Source organism: Spirosoma endbachense, assembly GCF_010233585.1.
Classification (GTDB): domain Bacteria; phylum Bacteroidota; class Bacteroidia; order Cytophagales; family Spirosomataceae; genus Spirosoma; species Spirosoma endbachense.
In genome coordinates, this window is record NZ_CP045997.1 from 5,650,797 (window position 1) to 5,671,906 (window position 21,110).

The 21,110-nt window shown below is 49.5% G+C and carries 6 protein-coding genes; 2 read left to right on the forward strand and 4 right to left on the reverse strand.

Translation table 11 applies throughout. From position 1 onward, the window contains the following. From GJR95_RS22810 to rbsK, 4 genes are all read right to left on the reverse strand, one after another. Positions 1–13,494, reverse strand: a complete 13,494-nt coding sequence (locus GJR95_RS22810; RefSeq protein WP_162388056.1) for a DUF6443 domain-containing protein — start codon at positions 13,492–13,494, stop codon at positions 1–3. Positions 13,495–14,091: 597 nt separating this feature from the next. Continuing rightward, positions 14,092–15,330 (reverse strand): hypothetical protein, encoded by a 1,239-nt coding sequence (locus tag GJR95_RS22815; protein ID WP_162388057.1) that lies wholly within the window; start codon positions 15,328–15,330, stop codon positions 14,092–14,094. 169 nt (positions 15,331–15,499) lie between these two features. Then, the gene (locus GJR95_RS22820) at positions 15,500–17,056 is read right to left on the reverse strand and encodes an ADP-ribosylglycohydrolase family protein (protein ID WP_162388058.1); all 1,557 of its coding nucleotides are present in this window, start codon (positions 17,054–17,056) and stop codon (positions 15,500–15,502) included. Between the two features lie 71 nt (positions 17,057–17,127). Beyond that, the gene (rbsK, locus tag GJR95_RS22825; RefSeq protein WP_162388059.1) at positions 17,128–18,069 is read right to left on the reverse strand and encodes a ribokinase; all 942 of its coding nucleotides are present in this window, start codon (positions 18,067–18,069) and stop codon (positions 17,128–17,130) included. A gap of 196 nt (positions 18,070–18,265) precedes the next feature. Here rbsK and GJR95_RS22830 point away from each other — a divergent pair, with 196 nt between their 5' ends. Further along, positions 18,266–19,777: a hypothetical protein gene (locus GJR95_RS22830; protein WP_162388060.1), complete on the forward strand. Its 1,512-nt coding sequence runs from the start codon at positions 18,266–18,268 to the stop codon at positions 19,775–19,777. Positions 19,778–20,028: 251 nt separating this feature from the next. Further along, the gene (locus tag GJR95_RS22835; protein ID WP_162388061.1) at positions 20,029–21,066 is read left to right on the forward strand and encodes a glycerophosphodiester phosphodiesterase; all 1,038 of its coding nucleotides are present in this window, start codon (positions 20,029–20,031) and stop codon (positions 21,064–21,066) included. Positions 21,067–21,110 lie beyond the last annotated feature (44 nt).

Consider the following 21,110-nt stretch of genomic DNA (forward strand, 5'->3'; position numbering starts at 1 on the left):
CTATAAATCTTTAGGGTCATTGGTTGGATCTTCAAGTTTACTCTTTTCAATAGGAATACCGTCGTAAGTTATTCTTAAAGGAATTCCAGCATCATATTTTCTTATTCTATTTTCAAAATTAACAGCTCTAATTTCAGCCGGATCACTTGCTGATGAACGTTTACCAAACTCGCCTGCCATTTTGCCTTGGTCATAATCATATGAGTGGCGTAACTCATGTCCTAACGCTGTTTCAAGGGTTGCTTTTAATTTTCCATTTTCCAAATTCTTTTGTATACCTGTAAATCCAATAAAAGACCCTATTGGTTTACTATTTTCAGACATAAATGGCATTTCGGATCCGGAATCGTTCTTGTATTTATTTTGTATCATGTGAATATTTTTACTATTCTCTAATACGTCAAATACTTTTCGGACAAATTTGTCTTTCGAGTTCTCAATCTTTGATAATGTTTTTTGAACAGCCAAAGCGAATGCATCCTTACCAGTATATAGTTTTCCACTTTTTCCATACAAGCTGCCGTTCTTGTACCTTAGATATTCAACTTTCCTCTTATCTTCTCCCGTAGTAATACTTATTATTATTTCCCTACCATCAATATCTTTATAAATGATAGGATTCGCAGCCGAAAATAAATAAGTACTTGAAGACAAATACTTTTCCGCCAATGGATCTACTCCATTCCAGCGTCCAATGGCGGGATCATACATCCGGGCACCGTAATCTATCCAGCCTAACCCTTGCTGCTCCTCCTTGCCATTAAACTTAAACCGACTCATCGTTAACCCCGGTTGGCTATTCAAACCCGTCAAATCCAGCCCAAACGGATCATACTGGTTTTCTTGCACCACCAAGGGCGTTTGAGTGTCAGACGGATCGGTCTCCACTTTCTTCTCCCCACACCGACAGGCGATGCGCAAGTTCCCTAAATGATCCTTGAGGTGATACTCATAGCGGTAAAATGCATTTTTAGCCGTATCGGCAATGCCCGCCGTTAGGGTGGTGCTGGCCCGACCTGGCGGTAAAAGGCGCCCTTCCGCCGTAGGAATAAACTCCAGACCGTCCTTGTCATACACCAGCCCCGCTACGTAGTTATAGACCTTACCACTGCCAAAGTCGGCGTTGAGTTTCTGGCCACTAGCCGAGTAGGTGTAGGTTATATCGCCACCCGTTTTATGGATGGTGCTGGGCAGGTTGAGGTAGTTGTAGTCGATACCAGTAATGCCTTTGCCCGAGTCGGTAATTAAGTTGCCATTAGCATCATAGGTGTAGTTGGCCGTTCCATCTTTGAAGAAGGCGTTCGGTGTACCGGGGTTGCTACCGGCATCGGTCACGCCACCTAACTGATTGGAGTTCCCGCCATTTTTGTAGGTGTAGGACAGATTATCGACCAACGCCCCCTGGAAGGTTCGTTTGAGGCTGGTGATGTTGCCGTTTTCATCGTAGGTGAGCCCATCGAGGGCAAATACAGCCTGGCCTTGTTGGGTTAATTTACCCGATTGGATTCGGTTGAGATTGTCGTAGGTAAACCCATAGGAATAGGGCTGTTTCGACTCAATTTCGTAGGGGATGGTGTCATCGCCTTTGCGTTGGGCTGTGCGGTAGTCCCACTGATTGATGTTGCCGACAGGGTCATAAGTCAGCTTCATGCCAAAATAATGCTTGTCGGCTGGCAGGAATCCGATGTTGAGGTCAGCGGGATCGTTGATTTTGGTGAGCCAGCCCCGCATCTGGTAGGTGTAGTCGATATTCTGAATACTACAGCCCAGCGTTTTGCGGGTCAGCTCACCAATGCCATTGTAGCGATGACGAGCTATGGGTTCCCAATATTGGCCTACACTGCCATCCGTAGCTGTAACGCCATCGGTTACGCGCTGGCAGATAGTTTTGATACGACTCCCGGCATCATACGCCGTTCGGTTCTCAATCAGCAGGTCGTTGAGGGTGGAGAGTTTATTCTCAATGCTGCGGCCAATGTAGTCGAGCTTAGAGGACGACCGGTCGAGACCTTCTTTGTGGTTCTCTGAAACGGTCTGAATCACCCGCCCCAGGTTATCGTAGTACGTGCTACTGATTAGGTAGGTACCTGTTCCCGACGTGGATTCGCCGAGAATCAGTGTTTTCGTACTAGTTGCCATACCTTTCAAATGGTCAGTTTTGTTGGCTATACTATAGGCATGAGCTGAATCGAAGCCTTTTGCTTCGCCCCCATAGGTATCGTAATACGTCTGGGTCTGGATAACTCCCCCCTTTTTCGTGGCGATAACCCGGTCCAAATCGTCGTAGTCAGTCGTAATTGTTGTGCCGTTTGCATCGGTAGAGGTAATTAGACGATCTCGGGCATCGTAAGTCATAATCATAACCCCAGCTCCCGGCACTTTCTTTTGGGTCATGCGGCCCCTTGTGTCGTAGTCGTAACCAAACAGCAGGTCGCCCGCAAACGGATCGAAACTACCATTAAGGGCTGCACTAGATTTAGGCGGTACAACGCAACGCAGCCAGCCAAAGTCGTCAAAAGCATAGAGTGTCGTGCGACCTGATGCCACTTTGCCCACTACGCGCCCTTCCTTATCTTTATACTCAATGATTTTGTCGCCGTTTTCATCGGTACTTTCGGTCACGTACAACTGACCGGCCGCATAGTTCGATACGCTGATGGTTTTCGAGCTAAAATCATAGGTTAGCAACGGTAGTTCGCCCGCCGAATTGGTTCGGTAAGCCATCTGCATCGCCGTATTACCACCCGGTGCAGTTTTGGTAAGCACACGATTCAGCGGGGAAGCTTCAAACGTACTGGTGGAGAAGGCATTACCAGCCTTATCGGGTAAACCAGTATAATAGCCACTGACGCTACCTACAGCCGAAGGGCGGAAAGCTCCATTGTTAGTCGGGTCGGCATAAGGCATGTATTTTATCGGTTCGCGACCAAAGGCATCATAGGCTATCGGCACAACAATGTCGGCCACGGGTGTTCCAGTGGTTTTACCCCCTGTTGCCACATTAACCTTCTGAATCGGTCGGCCCAGGCCATCGAAGTAGGAAATGGTTTGTGAAACACTGCTGCCGCCCGCATCCAGATAAACACTCTCCTGCACAAAATTCTGCCCGGAACTACCCCGGTTACTGGCAGCAACGGGCGGGTTTTCGGTATCTTTTACTGCTGGCAAGTCGCAATCCTGGCACGTACAGGTAAAGGAACTAGGTACTACTGACAATGATAGACTGGCACTGATTGTACAACCACTGGGTATGGTAGCCACTACTGTATAGGAGCCAGCCATAGCTGTGGTAGCTTTGGGAACTGTTACCTTTGAGCCCGTACCCGTATAGCTGTTCGGGCCCGTCCAGTCGTAAACAATTGGCCCAGCCACCGTCGATGACATAGCCGCTGTCAGTGTCAGACTTTCACCCTCCCGGTAAATAGCTTGTGGAGAGCTGACTGTCAGGCTAGGGGCACCCGTCAGTACCACACTTACCGAACCACTGGTCGTGCAGAAGCCCTGCGTAGCCGTGACGGAATAAGTGGCTACACTCGATCCCGATGTTGCTACCGTCGATATGCCCGTTGTTGAGGTATAAGTGGTCGAAACACCGGCGCTTGTTGTGGCAGATGCCGGAACTGTTGTGAAACTCTGACCACTTTGTGTGAAGGACATCAGACTGTCAGGGCCCGGACCACTCCATGCATATGTAATCGTACCCGCTGTAGCGCTTACTGGCCCAGTTGGTGCCACCGACAAGCTAACCGGGCTTCCGCACGAAAGCGACGTTGGTGTAGCACTGGCCACCAGTGAGAACGAACAGGGGAGAATACCTACCGAGATTCCCACACTGGTTGTACAGGTCGGATTACTGCTCCGACTTACTACATAGGTCGTGCTTTTAGCGGGTGTAACAGCAATGGTGTTTCCAGTGAAGGTTTGCCCACCCGGCAATGCTGTCCAGCTCACCACATCCGTTTGGATAGCAGTCGCGGTATTGACGCCTGTTACCAGCTTATAACTATCGGACGATCCACCCAATGCCGCCGAAAGCGCAGCTGTGCCGGTTGTCTGGGTTTTGTTATCGGCAATCGACTCGAATTGCCAGTAGGAGAGTAATCCTGCTTCCTGACCCGTCAGCAGTCGTTTGTAATCGCGGGCAATGTCGGTCGTTGAGCGAGCCGTGTTCCAGAGTCGTACTTCATCGACAGCCCCCCAGTAGCGACCATATTCGCCATCGGGGACCCCTGTGATGTAGTTATAGGGGTAAATAATCTTGTTCTGAGGGGGACTCACGTTGCTCACCTTAGCTACGCCATCGATGAGCAGTGTTGCCACATTATTCTGGAAGACAACAGCCACATGGGTCCAGTCCGTGATGGGTATACGGTAGTCGAGAATCTGTTGAAGATAATTGGCGGTGTGCCCCACTAGCCGAATCCCATCTTTACCGGCTGCCACGCCCAACCCGGCATAGTTCGAGTTATACCTGGCCCCGTCGTAGCGGGGATACAGCACATAGCGTTCGTTGGTATTATCGCCCGAGAGATTAACCTCGGGTTTGACCCAGGCCTCCCAGGTAAACGTTCCTGTCAGGCTTTGCGGTTGGCTGGACGGCGTAAAAGTAAGCCCTTGATTCGTATAGAGAGCATTACTGCTATTGAAGGGTGTACCTTCGATCCACAATGAAACGGGGCTACCGGCCACAATACTATATGAACTGGCCACGGCTGTCAGAGTACACGGTGCCTGAACGACGCTTATCGCTATGGGAATAGAGCAGGCCATGTCTGACCGGGTAACGGTATACGTTGTACTTTGGGTCGGCGAAACAGAGATGCTATTGCCCGTATAGATCTGACTACCGGGCATGGCTGTCCAGGTAACGACACTCGTCTGAGCGGTAGGATCTGTGCTGATGCCCGTAACCAACGCATGCGTATCTGGATTGCCTCCTACTGTCGCCGATAAGCCAGAGTTGCCTGTGGCCGGGGTGACACCAGCCCCATTAACGGATTCAAAACGCCAGTAGGCAAGTAATCCTGTTTCCTGCCCGCTCAGGACCTGTTTGTAGTCGCGGGTAATCTCGGTCGTTGAACGAGCCGTATTCCACAACCGAACTTCATCGACCGCACCTTTGTAGCGACCAAAATCTCTGGACCAGGGCAAACCGGTGATGTAGTTGGAAGGGTACATGATTTTACCCTGAGGAGGAGTCACATTACTGGCTTTAACCTGTCCATTGATCAACAGAATTGCTACATTATTCTGAAACACAACGGCAATGTGGGTCCAGTCCGTGATGGGTATACGGTAATCGAGAATCTGCTGAAGGTAGTTGGCGGTGTGCCCAACCAGCCGAATCCCATCTTTACCAGCTGCCACGCCCAACCCGGCATAAACTGATGAGTAATTTGCTCCATCAAACCAGGGATAGAGTACGTAGTTTTCGTTGGTGTTATCGCCCGAGAGGTTGTTGTCGGGTTTAACCCAGGCTTCCCAGGTAAATGTATTGGTAAGCCCCTGTGGTTGACTGGAAGGGCTGAAGGTAGTCCCTTCATTGGTCCAGATGGCATTGCCGCTGTTGAAAGGAGTTCCTTCTACCCACAATGAGACAGGGCTGCCCGAAGTAGTGCTATACGAACTGGCCCTGGCAGACAAGGCGTCGATACGGATCGATTTTGTAACAAGCCCACAACTAGTCGTTGGCTCTGGAACGTCCTGATTGACTCCCCGCACTGATAAACGGTACTGACCAACCGGTAGATTAGTCAGTGTTGCAGTGCTACTACTCCACGGGCTAACGACCGAATACGAGCCAGGAGCCTGTTGACTTTCGAGCTGATACTGAACAACGAGCTGATTCGGTTGGCTAAGCGTAGTGCTGACTACGATGCTTCCGGTAGCTGCCGTACTGCTTGACGTGCAAATGACCAGTGGTTCTCCAATGGTTAGTGAACCAATAGTCGTTAGACTAACTGACGCCGGTAAGCTGACGCAGTAAGAAGATTGTTCGCACGTTGCACTATAGCTTTGATTGCTGGTAAGCGCCGGGGTGATCAATACCGGTCCTGTATCATTGGTAGACCAGCGGACAGTACCCGCCGAACAAGTGGCCGTCAAGGTAACGCTTGTTCCAGAGCAAACCTGTGTACCTGAAGTCGTTAGCGTAGGCGCCGTTGGGAGTGCATTTATAGTTAACACAGTTGGACTAACTTCGCCTTCAGTTAGTGGATTACTACTGATAACCCGAATCCGATAGCCATTGCCTGGTGGTACACTGGCTGGGAGCGTTGCGCTAATAGGGCTACTAGTGTCGCTGCCTGGTGTGGTTTCGCCGATGGATAGAGGTGAACTAAAGCTGCCACTACTATCAGATAACTGGGCAGTGAATTTATTTCCTGAACCAAAATCACCGGTTGTAGAGAACGGTATGCTCAGAACAGATCCAGGGCACACAATGCTGGGAGTAATAGTCAGAGTCTGAATAACAGGGCCATTTACCGTTATAATTACCTCTGTTGACGGCGAGCAACCCCCTTCAGCATAACTGGCTACGACCGTATAAGAACCGCTCATGTTGGTATTGGCACCAAGAATGCTCAATTGAGCACCAGTCGACGTGAAGCCGGCCGGGCCATACCAGATGTAGCTTGTAGCATCAGCCGCTGTTGCGGTTAAGGATATTGTCTGGCCGGTCGTATAACTCCGTATGCCGCTCACCGTTGGGCCAGGACGAACCATGATCTGAACCTGATTGGAGTTACTACTTTCAGCACAGTCTAGTTGACAGATTGCATAATAGGTGGCTGTAGTTGCTGGATTGAAGGTGATTGATGATCCGGTCATACCATTCGACCAGTTGATCGTAGTTCCGCTTTCGCAGCCGCTAGCCGAAAGGGTGACGGATTCACCACTGCAAATTGCTAGTGCTGAGGTAGCAACAGTTGGGGCCTGTAGATTTAGAAAATGAACGGTCACTGCGGCCGTATCGCTTTGGCAATTTGCTGCATTGGTGCAACGAACCCCAAAGGTTGTTGTCTGACTTACATGTACGACTACGGTTGGCCCTGTCAATGTACCAGATGGCAACTCCCATTTTACCATATCTGAGCAGCCACTGGCTGTCAGCGTAACACTGCGGGCCGTTGATACGGCACCACAGGATGCTGTGACCACTACTGGTTTAGCCGGTGTGGGTATGATCTGATAGAATAGCGTTATGGAGTCGCCGGTACAATCGATACCCGAATCATACTGGTTATTCCCATTGGCATCAACATAGGGAGTGAAAGACTGTATGATTGTTCCCTCTATTCCTGTAGTGGCTACTGTATAGGGGCCGTGACGTTGATTGAAGATCGATGCCGCCGTGGCAGCATTAAGATCATTCATTGGCCTGGTTGTGGGTAAATCCGCCACGCCATTCGACGTTAAACGTTCTATGAGCCGGACGTGTGACGAAGGCCAACTGAGGTCACTTAATGTCAGATAGTCTCCTGAACAGATAATAGCTGTCAGATTAGTTGGCCCATTAGTCGTGGATGCGGCTACAGGAATGAGGTTTGACCCAGCGGCCGAGAATCCAAAAACAGGTCTTTGAATAACTACAACAGTGGCCGTCGCCGATGGTGATAAGCACCCCTCTGCATTACAATTGGCTATGTAGCTAGTCGTTGCCGTTAAATTGCCAGTAATAAGTACATTACCTGTGCCACCGTTCGACCAGACAACATCGCCAGTGGTACAGCCAGCTGTTAGGGTGGTGGATTGTCCAGCACAAATAGTAGTGGAAGTAGGCGTTAAAGTAGGTGCATCTGCTCCGAAGAACAACGGATGAGAGGAGAACTCCCAGTTACCTGTTGTATCGGTTACACGAACCTCATGCCGTCCCTGTGCGAAAACTGTCGGAACAGGCCAGTTAAATTCAAACTTGTCGTATGTACCCGTTGCGCCGTGTACCTGATTTATATATGCCCTAACATCTGGGCGGGGGCCATCAGCCCAAACTGTTGCCTGAAGAACGCCATCAATATAAATTCTGACTTTTTGCGACTGTTCGTCATTATTCACATCCACCAGCCAGCCCCGGATTCGTGTACAGGTTGCTTCATCGACAGTACCTGTCAAGACAATTGGTTCCTGACAACTTACCGTGATTTGAGTTGTTGCCTGTACCGTGTTAAAACAGCCAGATTTGCCTAATGTAAGCGTGTATTCATACGTCCCGGTCGTAGCTGGAGCAGTTAGTGTTAAACTGGACCCAGTTTGTTCGGTTACTCCGTGCCCCGACCATGTGTAAATGACGTTTCCGCAGCCAATTCCCTGACAACTCCCAGACAAGTTTACTGATTGGCCACAGCTAACAGACTGTGGTGATGCCGAGGCTGATGCTGAGAAGGCACAGGGGTCGTTTGTGGGGGTACAGCTATCAAGGGTGACCGAGGTCTGGGTATAATCACAACTCAGACCGGAGGAGCCGTAACAGAAAGCGGTATAAGTCCCTGCTTGATCGACTTGCCGGCTGTCATACCCGTTGAAGTTGGGGGTATTGTAAGGGCTATCGGCCCAGGCGATGGCGCCCGTGCAGCCCGTCAGGGTTAGCGTGACGCTGCCATTACAGAGCGAGTAGCTGGAAGGGGTGATGGTGATGGGGCTGGCTGTGGAACTGATGGATAGCCACTGCTCCTGATACTGACCACAGTTGGTGGCAGTTTGTTTCTGCTGAAGCTGATTATCGGTGCACTGGTAAGTGTTGGTCGTTTCCCAGAGGGGGCTACAATCATCCCCACAGGTGATGTTGATCTCCATGGTGGCGATGTAGGCTGGGCTTGAACAGCCGTCTTTGGATAAGGTGAAGGAATAGTTGTAGAGCTGGTTGACCTCGGGTGCCGTCACATAGAGGATGGGTGGATCAGTCTGATCGGTCCACCCAGTAGTAGTCCAGGCGTAGGTGGTTCCTGGACAATCAGGCCCCAGACAGCCTCCGGTGAGCATAATCTGATTTCCGCACCTTGTGGCTGTCGTGCTGGCTGAGATGGTGGCGGTGAAGTTACATCTGGCGGGTTGGGTGCAGTGGGTAGTGATTAGGGCTGAGGCTTGCGGGGTGTTTGGGCAGCCGTCTTTGGCGAGCGTCAGGGAGTAGGTCTGGGAGCCTGCTGAAGAGGGGGCTGTTAGCGTTATGGGCACGGTGGTCAGTCCGTCGGCTCCGGGTCCAGTCCAGAATATAGTTATGTCCTCACAGCCCGTTCCCTGACATCCCCCCAGGCTGAAGGCAGTGCCACAGCCGAGACTTTGGTTAGTCATGTTGGTGATGGAGAAGTCACAGGGGTCATTTGTGGGGGTACAGCTATCGATGGTGACCGAGGTCTGGGTGTAATCACAACTCAGACCAGAGGAGCCGTAACAGAAAGCGGTATAGGCGCCAGCTTGATTGACTTGTCGACTGTCATACCCGTTGAAGTTGGGGGTATTGTAAGGGCTATCGGCCCAGGCGATGGCGCCTGTGCAGCCCGTCAGGGTTAGCGTGACGCTGCCATTACAGAGCGAGTAGCTGGAGGGAGTGATGGAGATGGGGTTGGCCGTAGGGTCGCTGTTCCGCCACTCATCAGTATAGGTGGGGCAATCGAGGTTAGTATTCGTCCATTTTCGTTGGAGTTGTCCCTCTTCACAGCGGTAGTCAGCAGTTATCTCCCAGGTGGGATTACAGCCACAGGAGACATTTAGTTGAGCGGTCGTGGTGGCTACATGGGTGCAGCCGAGTTTACGAATCGAGAAGGTATAGACGAACGTCCCGGCCGTGTTGGGCGTCAGGGTGAGGTCGGCATTGGTTTCTCCATTGAGGTTGGGGCTCTCCCACTGGTAGGACACCCCCCCGCACTCCCCGGTGCAGACTCCCTGCAACGTGATGGTACTGTTACAGAGAATGGAGGAGTTGGCCGGGTTTACTGATGCTGAGAAGGCACAGGGGTCAGAAGTTGGGGTACAGTTAGATCCATTGGTTATGGTAATAGATTGTGTGGTGGTATTGCAGGAGCCGATGCAGCCAGCCGTGTAAATGCCTGCACTGACCTGTCTGGGATTGGTGGTAGACCCATCCTCAACCCAATAAAAATAACCGTTGCAATTAGTTGCCTGTAGGGTGGCGGTCTCCGTTCCACACAAATCTGTTTTGTCGGCAACCACACTTACCGGGGTTGTCGGTCCACTCAATATGCTTCCTGGCCGCTCATCCCCAAAGGTTGGCGAGCATGGTTTATTGTCCTGTTCATACCAGCGGTAGTTATTTAATTCGTCACAATCCTGGCGGTAGTTTTCCCAGAGAGGGGTACAATCCTCACAGTTAACCTCGACTGCTGTGGTAGTACGTTGGTTCTCGCAGCCAGCTTTAGATATAGTCAGGGTGTAGCTGTAAGTGCCTGATGCACCAGGTGTGGTGATCGTGTTGTTAACATTTGATCCCGAGATACCATTTCCCGACCAGCTATAGGTGACTCCGTCACAACCAGCACCTGAACAACTTCCGGTTAGGGTGATGGAGGAGTTACAGAGGGCCGTGGCTGGATTTGATGCGACTGGGGTAAAATCGCAGAGGTTGGCAGGAGGAGTACTGCTAATGGTAATGGCGACTGAAGTAACATCTTCGGCCTCATTGGGGCAACCGTCTTTAGTCAGTCCAAGCTCATAGTAGAGGGGTTGGTTGACATTGGGGGCAGTTAAGGTGAGACTGGCCTGGCCAGTAAGATCGGTCCATCCGGTGGTCGACCACCGGTAGACAACTCCGTCACAACCGGTACCCTGACAGCCTCCTGTGAGGGTGATGGTCTGACCACAAGTAACGGTTTGGGGTGTTGCTGATGCGGTTGGCGCGAAGTCGCAGGGGTTGGCGGGTGGCGTACAACTGACATCGAGTTGAGCGGTCGTGGTGGCTACATGGGTGCAGCCGAGTTTACTAATCGAGAAGGTATAGACGAACGTCCCGGCCGTGTTGGGTGTCAGGGTGAGGTCAGCATTGGTTTCTCCATTAAGATTGGGTCCATTCCAGTTGTAGTAGACCCCCGCACATTCTCCGGTACAGATTCCCTGAAAAGTAGTTGTATTGGAGCACAGGACGGAAGATCGGGCCGGGGATACTGATGCTGAGAAGGCACAGGGGTCGTTTGTGGGGGTACAGCTATCGATGGTGACCGAGGTCTGGGTGTAATCACAACTCAGACCAGAGGAGCCGTAACAGAAAGCGGTATAGGCGCCAGCTTGATTGACTTGTCGACTGTCATACCCGTTGAAGTTGGGGGTATTGTAGGGGCTATCGGCCCAGGCGATGGCGCCCGTGCAGCCCGTCAGGGTTAGCGTGACGCTGCCATTACAGAGCGAGTAGCTGGAGGGAGTGATGGTGATGGGGTTGGCCGTGGAGCTGATGGATAGCCATTGCTCCTGGTACTGACCACAGTTGGTGGCGGTTTGTTTCTGCTGAAGCTGATTATCGATGCACTGGTAAGTGTTGGTCGTTTCCCAAAGAGGGGTACAATCACCACAGGTAACATTCACTGGTGCGGGTGCGGTGTGATTGGATTGGTTGGGGCAATCGGGCTTCGAGAGAGTGAGTTCGTAATAAACGGTCTGGTTGAGTTGGGGGGCTGTGACCTGGATGGTGCTTTGGCCGTTGGGGTCTCTCCAGTCTGTGGTTGTCCATTGGTAGCTGACATCTGCACAACCAGTCCCCTGACAGCCGCCCGACAGGGTGATTGATTGGCCACAACTGACAGACTGCGGGGATGCTGAAGCAGTAGGGGCGAAGTCGCAGGGATCATTTGTGGGGGTACAGTTAGATCCATTGGTTATGGTAATAGATTGTGTGGTGGTATTGCAGGAGCCGATGCAGCCAGCCGTGTAAATGCCTGCACTGACCTGTCTGGGATTGGTGGTAGACCCATCCTCAACCCAATAAAAATAACCGTTGCAATTAGCTGCCTGTAGGGTGGCGGTCTCCGTTCCACACAAATCTGTTTTGTCGGCAACCACACTTACCGGGGTTGTCGGTCCACTCAATATGCTTCCTGGTCGCTCATCCCCAAAGGTTGGCGAGCATGGTTTATTGTCCTGTTCATACCAGCGGTAGTTATTTAATTCGTCACAATCCTGGCGGTAGTTTTCCCAGAGAGGGGTACAATCCTCACAGTTAACCTCGACTGCTGTGGTAGTACGTTGGTTCTCACAGCCTGCTTTAGCCATCGTCAGGGTGTAGGAGTAAGTACCCTGCGTGGAGGGGGTGTTTCCAGTCCCATCGGCACTGATGCCATTGCCCGACCAACTGGGAGTGATACCCGTACAGTCGCTGCCGGAGCAGCTACTGGTAAGAGTAATTGGGGTACTGCAATTTGCTGTGGCGGGAGCCGATGCGGTCGGAGTAAAGTTGCAGGCGTTAACAACGGGACAGTCTTCTTTTATTTCTACTCCGTTACTCGAATCATGTGTGTTGGGACAATCTTGGGACAAGCACTGAGCATAATATATTCCGCTTGACGATACTGAAATTTTTGATACATCATCTTCATTATAGATATAGCTATTTTTATACCAGGTTATGTCGCCACTACAGCCCGTCACAGAAAGCGTAACGGTAGATCCTACAGTCGGGCAAACCTCATTAGAACTTGCGGTAACTGTAATGAAATTGGCTATTTCGCAATGGGGTGCATTGGCGTCTGCTGTAATTGCAGTTGTAATTGGATTACTTGCCCTGTACGCTATTTTGCGGTAGTAAGCTGTCGATCGTTCATCCCGAATGAAGACAAATCCACTCTGGCTGTTGGTTTCAGTAACTGAATCGGGGCTAAAAGAAAGACTATCAATGCTGTACTGATACGTTGGTAATGCATTCTGAACATGGATTTTTAGAGCGATAATTCCCTTACTTGGATGACCAATTTTGATTTTGAGTGGCTTTTCAAACAGTTGGCGATTTATGTCTGATAATGTATATGGGCTATTTTTAGTAGGGCGGGTAATGGAATTACTAAAAGCTCGTATGTTTAATCCCTGCTTTTTCTCAAAAAAGCTGTTTGAGGTTCCTTCCCTTGGGCCTCTTAGCAAGGTGAAAGAGGCATCCTCAAATGGCTTGGTAAATCGGCCCTTGAGGGTATAACTAACTGAAGGGGTAGTATTTATAGTAAGCTCCTTGCCAATGTAATCATAGTAATTACCACCCGTCTGCTCAAAACCTTCGGGCATAAGAACCTTTAAGCTGAATGATCGCTGCGACTCAAAAAAGAACAGTTGACCAGGCAGAATCGGCAGTAATTCGGCAATGATTGTTATCTCAAGCTCTTCTCCGATGCTCACACTCGTTTTATTGGCCCGCATCGAAAAGCGGATTGGGTCAGGCCCGGCTAGTTTCTGAATAGGAAGAGACCCTGACATTGGTAAATGCCCAATTATAGACAGGCTATGAGGTGTATTCGTAATAAGCTTAGCTGGTCCTTCTATTGATTTCAGCGCCCCCTTATTCTCCATTGGTTTTCGAAAAACACGCTTAACGTTAGTGCGCAAGGTTGGAGGACGAACAGGTAATTTAGCCGTGAGCGGAGGACGGCGCTTCGCTTCATCTATAAAGTGTATTGTAGAAAATAATGAAACGCTGCATCCTAAAAGTGTAAACAGAAGTAAAAATTGTTTCATACGGCGGTAAGAAAAGCTGCTTATGCAGGATTGCCTGACTGAATAGGGACAGAGTATCGTAAGCCGTTAGTTATCTGGTAGGCCCGTCCAATGGGATCGGGCAATAGATAAAACAGCTTTAATAAATCCTTAAGTAGCCAATTATTATACCAAAGTAATTTTTTATATATATTAATATAATAAAATTTTATATATAATCCTGTTGGTATTCAAGTGAAAAATACATAAGTATTTCATATATAGACACTTAACTAAAAGGCGGCCATAAAAACATGGCCGCCTTTTAGTTAATAATAATACTAAAATATATTTGACTTGACGATTGTGATTTGTGTACTTATTAATATTCTAAAATGGAATAATTGTTGATATGTGAATTAAAAGAAAATCTATTCTTTCCACAAGAAAGAATCCATGTCAGGATTGTGGTCGCTACTTATCGAATAATTGCAAAAACATCTCGGCTGCGTGCCAGCTGTGTGGGAAGGCTAATTTTTGTTTAACAAACCCTTTGTCCAGTACGGTCAAGCCGGGGTAGTGGGCCTGGCTGGCTTTCTGCTCCCAGCTGAGTGGATAATCAATTGTGCCCAGCATACCGCGCTTCTCCGGTTTTTCTGTCCGGCTGTAAAAATGATCTTCGGCCCAGGTCAGATACGGATAATTCATGCTGGATTCCTCGCCGAACTTCTTGCCCGCAACGTGTTCGGCCGTATAATCCCACCAGAACAGTGAAGAATAACTGTCATACTGATTGGGTATGACATACGTATCGGGGAGCCCGAGTGATTTTAACCCGTATTTGAGCCATTTGGTCTGAAAAACAGGATGTTCAGCCCCATCGGTTTTGCCGATGATATAATTCTCCCGCTTAAATTGCTTGAGCGAATCCAGGGCCGATTGAACTACCGGATGGTTTTGATCGGCAACAAGCGATACCAGAAACAGAACCTGGCCAGGATTGTCCGCTTCGGCAATGCCAGCGTTGTTGCGGTCGAATGGGTCGCGGATAGTCATGATCCAGTCACGAATGAGCCGAAGGTTCCCCGTTTCACGCATGACCATGGCCATTAATGCAGCATCGCGATACCAGGGTTTTTGATAAACTAAGAGATTCGGAACGGGGCGTCCGATTCCATCGGTACCGGTTACGACATTGATGAGGATTTCGTGGTGAAGTACCCGAAGAACCAGCCCAAATGTATGATCGGCAAAACGGGGTAAATTCAGGACGCTTCTGGTTGCCCCTACGCGTCTTGGCTTAGGCATTTTAGCTACATTTCTGGCTTTGGCCGGGGGCGTTTGTAGTATCCAGACGCCGGTTTCATCTTCCCGAATCTGTATCGTAACACCTTCATCCAGCGTCAGGTGCACTAAGTATTCTGACGGTACAATGATCTCATTTTTAACTACCCATTGTTCTTCAATATTACCCGTCAATGCGTTAATGAGTCGTCCGTTTCGATAAATGTATTTGGTTCGGTCGCCCATGCCAAACAGAAAGAATTTCAGATCTGGAAGGTCGCGATGATTCGTGTATTCCTGTCGAAGCCTCAGTAGCGTGCTTCTGTACAATTGTAAAGCTGCTTCCGGATTGGGATAGAGGGTAGGAGGTGGTATTGATTGTGCCCAGAGGGTCGGTGTAAGAAGCAGAAAGAGGAAAAGTTGTTTCATTTTTTCAGGTAGAGGACAAAAAATGGCGCAGCTACCGGAGCTGCGCCATTAGACCGGTTGCCCGGTAAATTTACTTACACATTGCTTAAGCAGTATCCTGTTAGTCGAGTAATTTGATGATTCAGTAAATAAGGGTAATACCCAGTTTCCCAATAAGCGACTTACTCAACTATAGTTTGGACTTTACGGGCTGATCGTTATAGACCAGCAAGTCCGAAATATAAACAACGTGTTCCGGGTCTGGGTTCAGGAGCTTAACTCGTACCGTATGCTTGCCTTTGGGTAGCTGATATTTCCAGAACAGTTCATGGCGACGATGCGTAAAATCGACGGGAAGTTTCGCTGTTTCGATTTTCTTATCGTCGACATAGAGTTCGGCATTAAAGGCGAAAGCGCTTTCATAACCCCAGCTGGATCGGTTTTTAGGTTTGGCTTCTCCCTTTACTACAAACCCAATACCCTCGAATTCCGCCGTATAGTCATTCTCCAGGTTTTTACGAACGTGGGTGACCTGCACCGGATAATGACCCGTAAAAGCTTGTTCGAGCCTGACCGCTTTGGGTGTCTGAACGGCAATGGTTACCTGATCGCCAGTAATTTTGCCGCCGTTTCGTTCAACCACCTGAAGGGCGTGTTTCATCCCCATGGCATACACATCGTTGAGCGACATGGTCGTGTATTTGAAATCAATATCTTCGGCTTCTTTTAAGCCCTGTTTCCAGTAAGCTGGTATTTTATCGTAACCAAGCATTGTGCCCAGAATACCGCCCGCCGAAGCCGGGTTGCAATCCGAATCCTGGCCGGCGCGGGTGCTGATCTCCATCGTTTTGGTAAAATCACCTCCGCCATAAAGCAGACCAAGCACGATATAGGCCGAATTGATCTTCGCATCGATGTTGAATGCGCGAAATACGCCTTCCGGACAACCGATCTCATCCGACCATTTCTTCTGAATCTCGAACCAGTTTCGTTTCCAGTCTGCGGGATACTGATCATGCCACTTGATAACATCGGCGATGCACTGATAAAAGGTACTCTGGGGCGGAATTGTCTTTAGGGCTTCCCTGACAATGTAATTGACATCACTGGAGACAAATGCGAGTGAATACATGGCACCTACGTAAGCGCCACCATACCAGCCATCCCCGTAATTCATGATATGACCAATGGGGTCACCGATCTGAACGGCCGTGTTTGGCATTCCGGGGGCCATCAACCCCGAAAAGTCGGCCTCGATCTGGAAGTCGATGTCATCGGCATGAGGGTTGTTAAGCCAATGGCCCGACTCGGGCGCTTTCATGCCGTTCAGGATGTTATATCGACCAGCCTGGTTGGCGTGCCAGAGCATATAGCTCGCCGTAGCATAGGCTTTGGCATGCTCATCGACGGATGCATCGAGCCCCTTCTTTTCGAACACATCGACGAACGTCAGGTCCATATAAATGTCGTCATAGAGACCTGGATTGTTAAGCATCGTATGCTTCATATAACCGTCATACCACGGAATAGGCTGATAGTCATTGAGCATCGTGCCATTAAACTGAAACTCGGTTGGACCGCCAAAGGTGCAGCCAATCAGTTGACCCGCCCAGCCGCCTTTAATCTTGTCCTGAATGGCACTTTTTGCCATCGTTACCGATTTGGGCGCTGTTTTGGGTGGCTTAGTCGGTGGAATAGCCGCCAACAATAAAGCCATAGCAATGCCTGATAAAAGTATTTTTTTCATGGTTAACAAAAAGGAATAGATGGTTAGAGTAGGCAGTAGGAAATAAGCCGGATCGCACCGCCAAAAACTGCCTACTGAGAACTGAAGACCGAAGACTCCAGCTCATTTCGATAGGGCACCGACGCCTGAGCGCCCATTCGGGTAACCGAAACAGAAGCTGCTTTACAGGCAAAAGCTACAGCATCGGGTAATGGCTTGCTTTCCGAGAGCGCAACCGAAAGAGCCCCATTAAAACAATCACCGGCGGCCGTAGTATCGACGGCTTTTACGGGGGGCGCTTCAATTACCTGACCTTTTTGTTCAGCGGTATACAGATAGGCTCCTTTAGAACCGAGCGTAATCACAACGTTTTTGACGCCCATGTCACGTAATTTTCGGGCAGCCTGTTCGGCGGTGGCGGGGTCTGTTACACGAATACCGGTCAGTAATTCGGCTTCGGTTTCGTTGGGCGTAATCAGAAAAAGATGCGGAAACAGATCAGCCGGAAGTGGCTGAGCAGGAGCCGGATTCAGAATGACCCGGCAACCGCGCCGGGCAGCTTCCCGAATAACGTACTCGACAGTCGGCAACGGAATTTCTAACTGGAGCAGTACCAATGCATCGGACTCCGTAGCCTGTAATGCCGCTTCAGTTTCGCCCGGTTGCAGGTTTGCATTGGAGCCGGGTGCGACAGTAATGCAATTTTCGCCGGAAGCGTCAACATTGATGAGTGCAACGCCCGATGGGTAATCAGCATCCGTTAATACGTAGGATGTATTAATACCTTCACGCTCGAAACCGCTGAGCGCCTGCCGCCCAAAAATATCATTGCCGACTTTAGCCACAAACGTTACGGATTTTCCAGCCGAGGAATCGACAAGACGGGCGGCTGCAACGGCCTGGTTGGCCCCTTTTCCGCCCGGATTCATCAAAAACGTGCCACCAATGACGGTTTCACCCGGTGCGGGTAATTTTTCGGCCTTGACGACCATGTCGGTATTGGAACTACCAACCACCAGAATCTGACTTGGCATTCGAAAGAAGAGTTAAGGGACAGGTACAAATTTATCCGGTAAAAGGTATATTGCAAGTCCAAGCCTGAACCCTTTTCAGACAAGGCTATTCCTGATCCGGTTTAACAAAAACAGGGTTCTTTCTAGCGACGTTTAGGCTGGTGGCCATTTTTCTGGTCGAAATACTTTGTATAACGGATAAGCCTACCCTAAACCTATGTTTTCAATTGATCAACTTCATACACTCGTTCAGACGCTGACGAAATCGGAAAAACGATATTTCAAGCTCGTATGTAGCCTGCAGGATGGCGATAAGGCCTATCTGCTTTTATTTGATCTTCTGGAGAATCAGCTGGAGGGAGGAGGAGCTTTGTATGAAGTATTGGAAAAGAAATTTCCTGGTTCATCGATCGAACCCGTTCGGAAACACCTTTACCGGGTATTGATGAAAGCGCTGCGGCTCTATGAATGCGAGAAAACAACGGAGAACAAACTCGCATCGCTGATGCAGGATGCCCGGATATTATTCGCTAAAGGGCTTTCGGAGCTAGGTTTCGACCAGATCGAAAAAACGAAGCGGCTGGCCATGCGCAACGAAAAACATCTCTACTACCTGATGGCTGCCCGGCTGGAATTACAACAGCTCGTCAGGATTCAATTCTCGGCGGTCGACGAGACGCTGTTGCTCCGTAAACAACAGCAGTGGCAAACGATCATGCAGCGTGAACAGACCAGCCACCAGCATTCGGCACTCTACGAAATTCTGCTGTGTCGGTACTGGAAAAACGGTCTGGTTCGTAACCTTGGTGAACAAACCCGGTTGAATGACCTCTTACTGGAAGAACACCAGATCGTGAGCCGAAGCCAGCAAAAAAACTCGTTCGACGCACAGCGACTCCACCTGCATTTTCAATCCGTCTATTTTCTGATGACCAATGATTCGGAGGGGAGCCTGAAGGCGTTTTATGATCTACATAATTTATTTCAACGCCACCAGGACCTTTGGACCGACACGCCGATTTATTACATCCATCTGCTGGATGGTATCTTAACCGATCTGCGTGGTCTGCAACGATATACCGATATGGACTATTTTCTGGATCAACTGTCGGCTCTGACTATTTTGCCGGAGGGTGTTTCGTTACAGGCGCGATACCTGACGTTACTCCATCGGCTGGCTCGTCTCAATGATACCGGACAAACGGAGAATGCGCTGGTTCTGATTCAATCGGTCACTCCCGTTCTTGAGCGCGAACTGCCCGGTTTGCCCGCAAATGTGCAGTCGCTGGTTCGGTTAAGCATTGCCAGAACGTACCGTGATGCCGGGAAGCCGACAATGGCGCTTAAGCAGGTTAATGCGGTGTTGAACGATAAGCTGACAGCCGGGCGAACTACCGTGCAGAGCCAGTTATGGTACAATCAGGCCCGGTTGCTGAACCTGATGGTTCATACGGATCTGGGCAATCTGGACTATCTGCGGTATGAGCTTCGTTCTGTAGAGCGGAAGCTAAAGGCCGACAAAAAACTATATCGGGTTGAGCGGGCTATGCTTGCTTACCTGAAAGGGTATCTGAACGGAAAGCCAGATTATTCATTTATTCCAACCGTACAGCAACTGGTCGATGAACCTACCGAACGACAGCTAGTACTGGCCTTGGGATTAACGCGATGGGCTGCCGAAAACTGCCGGAGGGCAGGCGTCGAAACGCTCAGTCAGGCCGCTTCGTAGCCTATTTTGTCATGGATACTTACCGGACTTTCAGCCTGATCGTTCTGTAAATCGGTGGAAAAACCTACGGTTCTATTCTTAACAAAATGATAAACACAGGTTTTATCACTACTATGCCCTTGATTTATAGCTTCTAAAGTTCGTGAATTCGGTAAATTTTCGGTAACCACTTATGACCGCTCATTGGCGCCTTGAGTAAGGAGACTATATTTCCGCTCTTTTCCTGAATGTTCATTAATCAGAACCACGTTATGGTCAAATTCCGCATTCTTACACTCACCTGTCTTTTTACGACCTGTCTGGGGTATTTATCTACTACTGCTCAACCCATTTTATCGCTCTCCAATTATACCTATTCGCCCGGAAAGACGGCCATTGGTACGCTTCGTGTAACAGGAACAGGAAGCCGATTTAAACTTCGCGGGCCGAATGCTTCGTTGTTTTCGTTGGACAAAGCGAACCAATTATCGATCCAGCCCACCGCAGCAAAAGCATCACAACCCTGGTACGATCTGATCGTAGAAGGGCAGATGGCCAGCGGCAGCGTACGTGATACGTTTCGGATCGTGAAAGACGAGTTTATTCGGAATCAGGTAATAGCGCACCGGGGCGCGTGGAAACAGTCAGGAACGAGTGAAAACTCAATCACTTCCTTACAGAATGCGGTCAAACTGGGGTGCATGGGTAGCGAATTCGACGTGCATATGTCGGCCGACTCGGTATTGGTTGTTAACCATGATGCCGCTATTCAGGGATTGGCCATCGAAAAAACGACGGCAGCTGAATTGGCTAAACTCAAACTTAGTAATGGCGAATCGTTTCCGACTTTAGAAGCCTACCTGACTGAGGGCATGAAGCAAACCCATACCCGGTTAATTCTGGAGATTAAAACGTCGACGATGGGCAAAGAGCGGTCAATGGCGCTGACAGAACGCGTCGTGAAATTAGTCCACCGGATGAAAGCCCAGGCTTGGGTCGATTATATCGCGTTTGACTATGACGTCTGCAAAAAAGTAAAAGCGTTAAATCCTGATGCTAAAGTTGCTTATCTGAATGGGGATAAATCACCGGAACAACTGGCTGCCGATCAGCTGTATGGCCTGGATTACCACTTTAATGTACTCAGAAAGAATGAAGCATGGATTAACGACGCGAAGCAGCGTAAGCTAACGGTTAATGTCTGGACCGTAAACGATAAGGAGTCGTTAGCGTGGTTTCTGGAACGGCAGGTTGAATTCATTACCACCAACGAGCCCGAATTACTATTGACGATGATTGCCAACAAATAAGGAGATCGGTCTGTCGGTATGACAATACTTTTTTCTCCTTATGA

Excerpts from the sequence above, each read along its gene's own strand:
- GJR95_RS22835 (WP_162388061.1), top strand. The coding sequence starts at position 20,029 with ATGGTCAAATTCCGCATTCTTACACTCACCTGTCTTTTTACGACCTGT.
- GJR95_RS22830 (WP_162388060.1), top strand. The coding sequence starts at position 18,266 with ATGTTTTCAATTGATCAACTTCATACACTCGTTCAGACGCTGACGAAA.
- rbsK (WP_162388059.1), bottom strand. The coding sequence starts at position 18,069 with ATGCCAAGTCAGATTCTGGTGGTTGGTAGTTCCAATACCGACATGGTC.
- GJR95_RS22820 (WP_162388058.1), bottom strand. The coding sequence starts at position 17,056 with ATGAAAAAAATACTTTTATCAGGCATTGCTATGGCTTTATTGTTGGCG.
- GJR95_RS22815 (WP_162388057.1), bottom strand. The coding sequence starts at position 15,330 with ATGAAACAACTTTTCCTCTTTCTGCTTCTTACACCGACCCTCTGGGCA.
- GJR95_RS22810 (WP_162388056.1), bottom strand. The coding sequence starts at position 13,494 with ATGGAGAATAAGGGGGCGCTGAAATCAATAGAAGGACCAGCTAAGCTT.